The 11,561-nt window shown below is 43.3% G+C and carries 7 protein-coding genes; 4 read left to right on the top strand and 3 right to left on the bottom strand.

The window, feature by feature from the left end:
• Positions 1 to 294: 294 nt before the first annotated feature.
• On the bottom strand, positions 295 to 1,998 hold the full coding sequence (locus W293_RS0114905) for a mechanosensitive ion channel (protein ID WP_025653183.1): 1,704 nt from the start codon (positions 1,996 to 1,998) through the stop codon (positions 295 to 297).
• A 498-nt stretch (positions 1,999 to 2,496) separates the two neighbouring features.
• On the opposite strand from W293_RS0114905, the gene W293_RS0114910 reads away from it, so the two are divergent.
• On the top strand, positions 2,497 to 3,228 hold the full coding sequence (locus tag W293_RS0114910; RefSeq protein ID WP_025653184.1) for an FKBP-type peptidyl-prolyl cis-trans isomerase: 732 nt from the start codon (positions 2,497 to 2,499) through the stop codon (positions 3,226 to 3,228).
• A gap of 139 nt (positions 3,229 to 3,367) precedes the next feature.
• Here W293_RS0114910 and argA read toward each other — a convergent pair whose 3' ends face one another.
• The gene (gene argA / locus W293_RS0114915) at positions 3,368 to 4,690 is read right to left on the bottom strand and encodes an amino-acid N-acetyltransferase (protein WP_025653185.1); all 1,323 of its coding nucleotides are present in this window, start codon (positions 4,688 to 4,690) and stop codon (positions 3,368 to 3,370) included.
• A gap of 525 nt (positions 4,691 to 5,215) precedes the next feature.
• Here argA and W293_RS0114920 point away from each other — a divergent pair.
• Positions 5,216 to 5,815: a hypothetical protein gene (locus W293_RS0114920; RefSeq protein ID WP_025653186.1), complete on the top strand. Its 600-nt coding sequence runs from the start codon at positions 5,216 to 5,218 to the stop codon at positions 5,813 to 5,815.
• Between the two features lie 306 nt (positions 5,816 to 6,121).
• Here W293_RS0114920 and W293_RS0114925 read toward each other — a convergent pair whose 3' ends face one another.
• Positions 6,122 to 7,141, bottom strand: coding sequence for a patatin-like phospholipase family protein (locus tag W293_RS0114925; RefSeq protein WP_025653187.1), 1,020 nt, complete (start codon positions 7,139 to 7,141; stop codon positions 6,122 to 6,124).
• A 358-nt stretch (positions 7,142 to 7,499) separates the two neighbouring features.
• Here W293_RS0114925 and recG point away from each other — a divergent pair, with 358 nt between their 5' ends.
• Together recG and W293_RS0114935 are read left to right on the top strand one after the other, a co-directional pair.
• A complete protein-coding gene (gene recG, locus W293_RS0114930; protein WP_025653188.1) occupies positions 7,500 to 9,863 on the top strand; it encodes an ATP-dependent DNA helicase RecG in 2,364 nt (787 codons plus the stop codon).
• 437 nt (positions 9,864 to 10,300) lie between these two features.
• Positions 10,301 to 11,209, top strand: a complete 909-nt coding sequence (locus tag W293_RS0114935; protein WP_025653191.1) for an OmpW/AlkL family protein — start codon at positions 10,301 to 10,303, stop codon at positions 11,207 to 11,209.
• Positions 11,210 to 11,561 lie beyond the last annotated feature (352 nt).

The following is an 11,561-nucleotide window of genomic DNA, read 5'->3' on the forward strand; positions in this document are numbered from 1 at the left end:
ATAGTGGCACGCCTTGGTAATTAGGTAAATGCGTAGGCGTTCAATCTTAAAAAGTATAGTTGAATCACTATAAAAAAATACAGTGCTGCTGGTAATATTAGCGTATCGGTTTTATGTCGAATTGACTACATCTATATAACTATTGAAATAACCAACACGAACCAATATAGTCAATGGAAAGTAATATTGATACATCAGCAATACCGTCGCGTTCTTAGGATGTTTTGATTATACCCACAAAAAAAGACAGCCTAAGCTGTCTTTTTTCATGCAAAATTATACTGTCATAAAGACTTATTTATTAGTGTTGTCGATAAGACCACTACCAGGTAATAAATCATTATCTGTCTGAATTCCAGGAGTTCTAGTCGTTCCAACATCAGTAGTATTTACAGGGTCAGTACCAAGTTTTGTGGTATCGACTGTATCTGTACGTAAGTTAGTTGCCGAGGTAGTTGGTGCACTCGGCGTATTCTCACGAACTGAATCAGCAACTTTGTCTTGCGTCGATGAATTAGGCGTCAAAGCAGACTTCGCTTTTGCTTCAGTACGCTCTTTGTCCATTTTATCCTGCATCTTGCGGAGGAAACGTGCTGCTGCTTCTTGACCACCAAGACCGAATGATAGAGCAAAGGCAACCGCAACGGCACCTAGTGTTAGACCAAATGCTAAGTTCACAATAGAGTCAGCAATACCCATCGCTTTTAGACCCATGGCTAGTACCAAACCCATGATTAATACACGTACGATGTTTGCTAAGAACTGTGAGCCTTGCTCAGAGCGCTCAACGACACCAGCAATGATATTGGCAAGCCAAAAACCGATGAATAGGATAATCGCGCCCAAGATGATGTTGGCACCGAAAGCAATAAACATCGCGATGATAGCTGAGATAGGCTCAAAACCCAATAAATCAGCGGCAGCGATAGAAGCGAATAACATCGCAAAGAAGATGATCGCATAGCTAACAAGGTCTGAAACTTTCTTATCGCCCATCGTTTCTTGCAAGCCAACTTTGGCAGGCAATTGGTTGATCTGAGTGTTTTCGATCAAGCCTTTGATGATGTTAGCGACCATACGTACCACGTAGAAAGTCACAACGAGGATAGCAACTGCCATAAAGATATTTGGCAACGCTTCCATGATTTTGTTCAGCATGTTCGTCGCAGGACGAGCAATCACTTCGATTTTTAACGCATTTAATGCTGCGATAATCGTTGGGATAATCACAACTAAAAAGGCTAATGAACCCGCAATATTAGGTAGGCTGTTTTGTTCGCTTAAACCTGCTTTTGTTGCCAGTTTTTGCACATCAAAAGTAGAAACAAGGTTGGTCACAATGCCGCGTACTACTTTAGCAATGATATAACCAACGACAAACACAACACCAGCAATTAAGATGTTCGGAATAAAGCTGAAGATTTTATCAACCATATTAGTCAATGGTGCAAATAGACCATCAAGCTCTAATTGACCCAATACCATGGTTAGAACAACCAATAAGATGAACCAATAAACCATATCAGCAATTGTGCTGCTCATTGGTTTGACGCCAGCTTGTGCACTTAAACGCTCATCCATTGATGTTTTGGCCAATGCAGCATTGATCGCTGTGCGGGCAACAGTTGCCACTACCCAACCAATCACACCAAGGGCGATAGCACCGATAAGGTTAGGGATAAAGGCCAATACTTGGTTGACCATGTTTGCAAATGGTGCCGAAATAGAGTTCAAGTTCAATTGGCTAAGAGCCCCTGAAATTGCGATGATAAAGATAAACCAAAAAACAATCTTAGAGATAATACCCTCTAGATCGTAGGTTTTACCAGTGGAAGAGTTCATGCGTTGGTTAAGGTTCACTTTAGACAACACACCACGTACCAACGCCGCGATACCTAGTGCCACGAGCCAGCCAATAATAAATATCAAAATCGCGCCAATGATAGAGCCGATGGGCCCACCAAGATAACCGTTAAAAGATGTAAACATTGGATTCATCTTATCCTCCTTTAATCATCATACATGAGCCACAAAATAACAAGAATAGCTGGCACAATTGTCATGTACCCAGCACCGTTATTATTCAGCAAAACCATATAGATGGTAATTATAAATAGTATTTTTAATTTAAGTTATACAGGGATATTATAATGACTGAATCAGTAATACTATTATGGTAAACATAGGCTTGCGCTGATGATACATTTGTACTGCGCAGCGCTGCTACCGATACCTAAACATATATTAGTAAAACTTACGTTCAGTTACTTATCACCTTAACTAATTTAGCTTAGCTGATGTATTGATAGATTTAAAGACAGAAAGCTTAACCTGTTACTATATTTGTGTGATAACTTGTTATTTTTATGATAAATTTTAACACAGACTGTACATTAGCCCGATAATTTTATCCTAACCGTGGCTCCTAAAACTAAGATTTGTTATTATAGAAATATGTGACATCTCGCCACTATTCTTACAATTTGAGAGTAATATATGAAAAAAATCACCACTTTAAGCGTTAGTGCACTTGCTAGTGCTATGTTATTAGTTACCGGTTGTAGTACTAATAATGGTAATCAAGAAACTTCTACCCAAAGCGTTTCAGTCACTGAAAAAAGCCCAGCCAATGAAAAAGTAGGTTATAGCTTGGGCTATATGATGGCTGAAGGTAACAAAGAAGCGGTCGGTGATCTAAATCTTGATACCTTTGAAAAAGGCTTCCGTGATGGTTATGAAGGCAATGATTCCGCATTGACGCAAGAGCAAATGCAAGAAGTATTGATGACCTATCAAAAAGAGCAAGAAGCGAAGTTTGTCAAAGATATGGAAAGCAAAGCGACTGACAATAAAGCTGCTGGTGAAGCATTCTTAGCGGCAAACGCGAAAAAAGAAGGCGTAAAAGAGACGGCTTCTGGCTTACAATATAAAGTCATCACCCCAGGTACTGGTAAATCACCAAAAGCAACTGACGTGGTCGAAGTAAACTACGAAGGCAAATTGATTGACGGTACGGTATTTGACAGCTCTTATGAGCGTGGTGAGCCAATTGAGTTCCCACTGAATCAAGTCATCGCTGGCTGGACCGAAGGTCTACAGTTGATGAAAGAGGGCGGCAAATATGAGTTTTATATCCCATCAGACATCGCTTATGGCGAAGCGGGCAACTCAGGTATCGAGCCTAACAGCACATTGATCTTTACGGTTGAGCTGTTAAAAGTAAAATAATGCGTTATTAGACTTTTAACCTATAGTGGTTATAAGAAATAAGAAAGCCCTCATAACTATTATGAGGGCTTTTTCGTGTGCGGTAATTAAGTGAGCTTTTAACGACTTAACCTAGGCGCTGACTATAGAGATTTTGGTGCTATAGCGTTTTTTGGAACACTTTAGAGTTACGACCGTTATTATATTTTTTACGGCGCGCTTCTGGTAAAGCGCTTGCCTCAACTTCCGCAAAGCCTTGCTCAACGAACCAATGCGCGGTACGAGTCGTCAGAACAAATAACTTATGCAGACCATGGCTGCGTGCTTGCTGCTCTAAAAATGCCAGCAAGTCAGCACCGCGGCTACCGCTACGATATTCAGGATGAACCGCGACACAAGCCACTTCTGCAGCATCCGCATCTAATGGATAGAGCGCTGCACAGCCCAAAATCATACCATCACGCTCAATGACACTATAATGATCAATCTCTTGCTCTAAGCGTTCGCGCGAGCGGCTGACTAAGATGCCTTGTTCTTCTAATGGCGATAACAGCTCAATAAGTCCCACGACATCGTCGATATCTGCGCGGCGAATCTCTTCATAAGGGTCGTGGCTAATGAGCGTACCAGAGCCATCACGGGTGAATAGCTCTTCCAATAGCGCGCCATCTTTGGCGTAAGAGATAATATGGGTGCGATGGACACCTTGGCGACAAGCGTTACTGGCGCAATTTAAGAAGTAGTTAATCTCACAGTTTAAGTCCCGATCCCGTAAGAAGCGATCGACTTCGTTTGGAATCATCTCGCGTAGCAAGCGGTCATCGTCATTGATGCCGGCTTCTTCACCCAAAAATATAAGCTTGTCCGCGCCAAGTGCCACCGCAGCGCTCAATGCTACATCTTCGGCGAGTAAATTAAAGACTTCACCTGTCGCCGAATAACCCATTGAGCCTAAAATCACAATATGATCGTGGAGTAGGTTATTTTTAATCGCCTCAACGTCGATAGAGCGCACTTCACCGGTCATCTGATAATCGACACCATTACGAATGCCATAGGGACGAGCAGTGACAAAATTGCCCGAAACGGCATCGATGCGCGAGCCATACATGGGTGAGTTGGCCAGTCCCATCGACAGCTGTGCTTCTATCTGTAAGCGGATGGCACCAACGGCTTGTAAGATAGAAGGCATCGCCACACGCGGCGTCACTCGAATGTCTTCATGCAACGGCGAGGTGATATCAGTCCCTTGCAGGTTCTTTTCGATCTGCGGTCGTGCTCCATGTACCAAGACTAGCTTGATACCCAAGCTATGTAACAAGGCAAAGTCATGAATAAGCGTGCTGAAATTCGAATGATTGACCGCCTCACCACCAAACATAATCACGAAAGTCTTACCGCGATGGGTATTAATGTAGGGGGCAGAGTTGCGGAACCAATGAACGTATTCAGGATTAATCTGTGGCATGGCGCTAGTAGTCATAATAGGAGCAATAGTAGTCAGAATAAGAAAAGGGGCGTGACAAAAGATACCTGTCGCTAAAGAATTACCATAGCAAAAAACGCCGTTATGATCTATCTTTTATTTCAGTAGCGTTAATCAATCTTTATAGTAGATTGACGATATACACAACCTCAACACGCGGTTAGTGTACCTACAAACGCTTTTTGCTATGCTAATCGCTATTGCTTTACAGACGGCTAACGCAGATAATCAATAAAAATAACCGTTATTAGTACTCAGTGTATATGATGATGACTGGTCTATAGCCAGAGATGGTAGCCATTAAATACATTGCTTATATAAAGTCTCATCTATTCAAATCGTCAGAAACTTAAGACGTTAAAACGCAATGTTGCAGCGATAAGTTTTATATTAAAAAGTATTCAGAAGTCAGTGCTGATAAAAAAGCATTAACAAGACAGTATTACTAAAAAAGTATTAACAAGACAGTCAAGTTTTGCCAGCTACGTTTTACCGATACATTAACTAGGGATAATGAAAGTCATGAAAAAAAGTAACCATCTTGCCAATCCTTTTAGCGCTTTTAGCGGCCACCGCTTGTTTCACGTGATAGCCGGTACGCTTGTCGGTGTTATGGCTGTCACCCAAGCATCAGCGATGCTGCCGACCCCAGAGCAAGCGATCGATACTTCAGTTGCTGTGCAGTCCAACAGCAATCAAGCAAGCACCAATAGCGGTAACTCTACCGTGCAAGCCGTTAATAGCAAAATTACCGCCTCGCTGATTAGTGTTGATGCCAATGGTCAAGAGGTCTTGGTGCCGGTTAATGCCAATACGCGTTTGCAGTCAGGCAATGTCTTAGAGTATCAAGGGTATTTTACCAATACCAATGCTGATCGCGTCCGTAAAATGACGGTCACCATGAGTATCCCTGAGCAAGTAGAACTATTGCGCGCGGTCTCTCCTGACTTTCCCTATGGTAGCACCGATGGCAATACTTTCGCCCGTATGCCGCTACGTGGCAAAGTAGACAACCAACTGCAAGAAATCCCATTGAAATACTATAAATCGGTACGCTGGGATATCGAAGGGGTTGGCCTTAATGACACCGTGGCAGTGAAATATCGCGCCCGCGTTAAATAAATTTGCTTATTAATTGATGCCGTCTGTTTAAGCAGAATTGATCTAGCTAACAGTAAAAAGCACCACGGTTTATGACTGCGGTGCTTTTTTAATGGCTGAAATTCTAGGGCGTGTCCTCATTTTAAAAATGGTGATAAAAGTGAGGTCAATTGCAGTCATACAAGGAAAATAGCGCAGATAATATCGAGACATTACGCACTGCTGATATCAATTTTCTTTGCTGTAATGTACCTGCGCAGACAGAGACGACAAAAAATTGATATCAGCAATACCGTGGCGTTTTTAGGGTATTTTGATTATATATCGTTAGAGAGTCGCATATTTACTCTTTGATTTTTCTTTAATTAATTGCTTAATCGCAGTGATTTGCGGTGTGGTGGCTTGCGCGCCAGCTGTAATAAGGGCACTACGTTGACTGGTATCTAATGAGCTAATATGACCCACATCAGGGGTAATGACGATGTCAGCGCGCCCGCGTTCATTGCGTATCGATGCGCTGTGTTTGGCGTCTGCATAAGCAACGGTGGAAGTTCTATTAGTTGCTACATTAGAGGATAGATTGTTTTCAAGTAATGCCCAAAAGCCACTCAATGAGGTGATAGCAGGTAAAAGATTGTTCGTTACGTTCTTTTTGCTAGTAGGCACTGTCACGTCGACAGCGATGATGATATCTGCCCCCAAATCACGCGCGCTATCGACAGGCACTAAGCTGACCACACCGCCATCAATATATTTTTTGCCAACTTTTTCGGGAATACGCGGGGCAATAAAAATATTGGGCACGCTACAAGACGCTTGAACGGCAAGTCCAGCATCTCCCGTGCTAAAGACCGCTTTTTTTAGTGTGTGCTTCTCAGCCGCGACCGCAGCGAAGTGTATGGGAAAAGACTCTATAGGGCGTCCGCCAACTTTGGTATTAATAAAGTTTTTGAGTTTGATACCTTCTATAAAGCCTTGGTTGGATAAGGTAAAGTCCGTCAATTCGCTATCAGTGGTGGTCAATGCCAAGCGCTCAAGATGTGCTGGCGTGTAACCGCTGGCATATAGACTACCAACCAAGCTGCCGACACTGGTGCCAACGACCAAAGTTGGTTTGATGCCGTTTGCTTCTAACGCCTTAATTACGCCAACATGCGCAAAACCTTTGGCACCGCCGCCGCCCAATACTAATGCAACTTTTGGTGCATCTGCTATGGGTGCTACTGATGTTGGTGGCGGTGTCAGCGTGCTACAAGCGTTGATACTTAGGGATAATATGGCAAGCACAATGATACGCAGGAATATCAAATGATGATAAGATTGAGGCAGTAAAGTGGGCGCAAACATAAAAAAGACCTTATAAAATCATCATAAGTTAGGGCATTGGTTGATTGTTTATACGTTTAATTCTTGAGACATTTATTTATCAAGCAAGCTATTTATCGATAAAGTTTCTTATCGGTAAAGTTGCTAATCCATAAAGGATAGATTGGATGTATGTCTCCACAAAGCATCACAGCATCTAGACGCAGTATTACTAAATAGCTTAGCATAATCAATCATATTGTCAGTTATAATGAGTCTGACTCAGTATTTTTATAGCCAGTTGATTATCATCGCTTTTATAGGTCGTAAGTAGTATCAGAGTGCCTAATAAACTATTTTGCACTTACGCAATGTAAAACCAATATCGTTAGGATTTTTGATGCCCATATCGGTTAGTCACGCCTCATCACCTTCCTCAACTCAGTCAGCCGAGCATTGGAGATCTGAGCAGCCTATGTCGGCACTCGATATGCCAGTGACGGCGCTGGCAGGTGTTGGCTCCAAGGTTGCCGAGCAACTGGCACAGTTGAGTATTGTGCGAATCTTTGATTTGCTACTGCACCTGCCACGAGATTATGAAGACCGTAGCCGACTGGTATCGATAGCAGACGTGGGGCATGGACAAGCAGCGTTAATCACTGGGCGCGTGGTACACGTCGATGTCAAGCGCAGTGGCATGACCGTGATTGTAGATGATGACACTGGGACGATATCTTTACGGTTTTTTAAAGTCTATCGAGGTCTGGCGCAGACCATGAGTTTGGGCACGCAATTGCAATTGTTCGGCGAAGTAAAAGTCAGCCGTTATGGTAAGCAGATGCATCATCCCGAGTATCAAATCATTACTGATAGCAGCGCCATGACCAATACTGGGTTGCAGCCCATTTATCCTAGTGTCAAAGGCTTGCATCAGAATAAATTGCGTACTTTGATTAAGTTGGCGCTACAAACTGTGCGCAGTCAAGGTCTACCGATGACGCTGTTTACCAATGAGGATTTTGCCATGGTCGCTGATTTACCGTTAGCGCCCTTTGAGCCTACTAAATCAGCAATTGTAGAAGATGATTTTCCGGACGATATTTTTTCAACGCTTGCCCGCAGTGTGCCTGACAATTCGATTAATAATAGTGTCAATAAAACCAGCCCTTCTACTTATAGTGCAAATAATGAACCCCATACAGCCGCTGCTAGTATTGCCAATAGTAATGTCTATAACCTGACGATATTTGAAGCCTTAGTGTTATTGCACACGCCGCCCACTTATACCGATGCTGGTCGGCAATATCAGCTGCTCACTCAATTAAGTGCTCGTACTCATGCGGCATGCCAGCGATTAATCATTGAAGAGTTAACCGCGCATCAACTCAGTTTGTTATATCGACGTCAGCAATTACATCAGCATAAAGCACCTAAATGTGCCGCTCAAAGCCCGCTTGCGGATAAGTTGTTTGCCGCTTTACCCTTTGATTTAACAGGCGCACAGCAACGGGTGATGAAAGACATCACAGCTGATATGGCGACTTCTATTCCGATGTTGCGACTGGTACAAGGCGATGTGGGCGCTGGTAAAACGTTGGTCGCGGCAGGTGCGGCAGGCTATGCGCTCGACAGTGGCTGGCAAGTGGCGGTTATGGCACCCACAGAGATTTTAGCAGAGCAGCATTTGGTCAATTTTAAAAACTGGTTTGAACCCTTAGGTGTTGGGGTCGGCTGGTTGGCTGGCAAACAAACCGCGAAGCAGCGCCGCGAAGCATTAGAGGCGGTGAGTGAGAATACGGTGCAAATAGTGGTTGGGACTCATGCGTTGTTTCAAGAAACAGTACAGTTTGCCAAGTTGGGCTTGGTCATTATCGATGAGCAGCATCGTTTTGGCGTTGAGCAGCGTATGGCCTTGACCAATAAAGGCGTAGCCAATAGCACGCCGCATCAGCTGATTATGACGGCAACGCCCATTCCGCGTACGCTGGCGATGAGCGTCTATGGTGATATGGATACCTCTATCATTGATGAGTTGCCACCCGGTCGTACACCAATTACGACAGTGACCATTGACCGTAATCGCCGCGATGAGGTGATTGAGCGTATTGCGATTAATTGTGAGGCGGGCAGGCAGGCCTATTGGGTCTGCTCATTAGTAGAAGAATCTAGTGTGCTGGATGCGCAAGCGGCGGAAGCCACTTATGAAGACCTAAATGAGCGCTTAAATATTCGCATTGGTCTCGTCCATGGCAAGATGAAGTCCGCTGACAAACAAGCCATCATGCAAGCATTCAAATCCGGAAATCTTGATCTGCTCATTGCCACAACGGTCATCGAGGTTGGCGTCGATGTGCCGAATGCGTCGCTCATGGTCATTGAAAATGCCGAACGTTTAGGGTTGTCACAGCTACATCAATTGCGTGGACGCGTCGGGCGTGGTTCGACCAAAAGCTACTGTGTGTTGTTATACCAAAAGCCGTTGTCAGAAACAGGCACGGAGCGCTTAAATGTATTGCGCGACAGTACCGATGGCTTTGTCATTGCCCAAAAAGACTTAGAGCTGCGCGGGCCGGGTGAGCTGCTGGGTAAACGTCAAACGGGCAATGTCGGTTATTATTTGGCCGATCTGATTCGTGATGAGCAATTATTTGCCATTGCCCAGCACCTCGCCAAACACTTAATTGCTGATCCTGCACGTAAAGCAGATGTCAGTCAGCTTATCCATCGCTGGATGCCAGAAGCCAGCCGTTACACCAATGCATAGCAGGTTTTTTATCCGTATAGTCAATCCTATATAAATTAGACTCATTAAGTTTACTACTTGTCTTACTTTCACTCGTCTTCCTTTTACCTGAATTATCTTGAGCCAACCATACTATTATCGAATAATTTATAAAGTTATGTTTTATTACTGTTTATATTTATTCGCTAATATCAATTTATGAATATAAAATATTATTATAATCAATTGTTTATAGTTTATCTGTATTGCGATAGCTTGCGCTCAAATATTCGCGCTCAAATATCTTAATAAACTAATATTGACTTATTTGTTCGATAATTTCGGTTGATATATGTTCACTACTATGGCAGTTTATGTTGCTGCATCACTACTTGTGACCGTGCTGGTTTGCTAGTATGTGGCTGTTTTGGCGTTTTAGTTAGAACGAAAAGTGGCCAAATAATACGATAGTCGTTGCTTTGATAGCTTCTAACAGGACGTTAGAAAATGGTAGTGTACGTATCTCAACGGTTCGAGAAGTCATCGACCCTGATCAAGATTCCGGCACATTAAGAGCCGTAAATGGGCTGTTAGGTATTTTGCCAGCTGATACGGATCTAGGAGAGTTGGGTGCATCGGGCACAGTCAACGTTAATGGCTTAGAGAGCTGGACCAGTGCTGGTACTGGTTTAGAATCTGATGATGTCGATACGGCAGGTTTGTTGTTCAACTATTATTTTGATGACAACTGGTCAGTAGAGTTCAAAGCGGGCATACCACCAAAAGTAGATATCATGGGTAAGGGTCAGGTCTTCGCCCCCTTTACTGGTGAGGTTAATGCTAGTGGGATAGGCTCGGTATTGCCAGAGTTTGCGATTAAAAAAGACATTCCGATTACGGACTTAGAGCAAGGCAATGGGGTGGCATCAACGGCGCGAGCTTGGCTACCAGCAGCTGGTATACAGTATCAATTTGGCCAATCTGGCGTCAATAAATTCCGCCCTTACGTGGTAGCAGGCGTCATGTATGCCTACTTTAATGATATCGATTTGAATGACGGTATCCGTCAAGACTTGGAGCGTGCTGGCGATCAAATCCAAAATATCAAAGATGGCAAAGCAGGCGCTGCTTTAGAAAATGTAAAATCTAGTAGTGCGATGAAGGTTGATGTCGAGGCCGATAGCGCCTTTGCCCCTATCCTCACTCTTGGTGCGACTTATGACTTTAATGACAGATGGTTTGGCGTCGGCTCTTTGTCCTATGCAAAACTCGATAGCGACACAACTATTACGGTCAAAAACGAAGCTGGCGAAAAACTGATTCGTGCCAAGTCTAACCTTGATATCGATCCATACATTACTTATCTTGGCGTCGGCTATCGCTTCTAATTTACTGGTGATAGATGCTCGAACTTGATTAATGACAACGCACATTCTTAGGGGTGTGCGTTGTGTTATGTGGCTACTTCGTTTTATAGTCAAATTACTATAAAAATGTTACGGCGTTGACCTCGTTTGAAGTATGACCTATACATCTGCACTCGGCTGCCTTGTACTATTTCCAAATTGAACCGACTATATAAAAAACAAGATGACGATTAGATTGTGCTATCCTCAATTATTTTATAGATTATTGCAATAATAAACATCAGCTTAGAGACTGCCTCTACTGTCTGCCATTTTTATTATTACTATCATTTATAGCTATGACTAGGCTTAACAACCTATGCTAATTGTTTTG

It is taken from the genome of Psychrobacter sp. TB67 (assembly GCF_000511065.1).
In the GTDB taxonomy this organism is placed as follows: Bacteria; Pseudomonadota; Gammaproteobacteria; order Pseudomonadales; family Moraxellaceae; genus Psychrobacter; species Psychrobacter okhotskensis.

Excerpts from the sequence above, each read along its gene's own strand:
- recG (WP_025653188.1), top strand. The coding sequence starts at position 7,500 with ATGCCCATATCGGTTAGTCACGCCTCATCACCTTCCTCAACTCAGTCA.
- argA (WP_025653185.1), bottom strand. The coding sequence starts at position 4,690 with ATGACTACTAGCGCCATGCCACAGATTAATCCTGAATACGTTCATTGG.
- W293_RS0114920 (WP_025653186.1), top strand. The coding sequence starts at position 5,216 with ATGAAAAAAAGTAACCATCTTGCCAATCCTTTTAGCGCTTTTAGCGGC.
- W293_RS0114910 (WP_025653184.1), top strand. The coding sequence starts at position 2,497 with ATGAAAAAAATCACCACTTTAAGCGTTAGTGCACTTGCTAGTGCTATG.
- W293_RS0114905 (WP_025653183.1), bottom strand. The coding sequence starts at position 1,998 with ATGAATCCAATGTTTACATCTTTTAACGGTTATCTTGGTGGGCCCATC.
- W293_RS0114925 (WP_025653187.1), bottom strand. The coding sequence starts at position 7,141 with ATGTTTGCGCCCACTTTACTGCCTCAATCTTATCATCATTTGATATTC.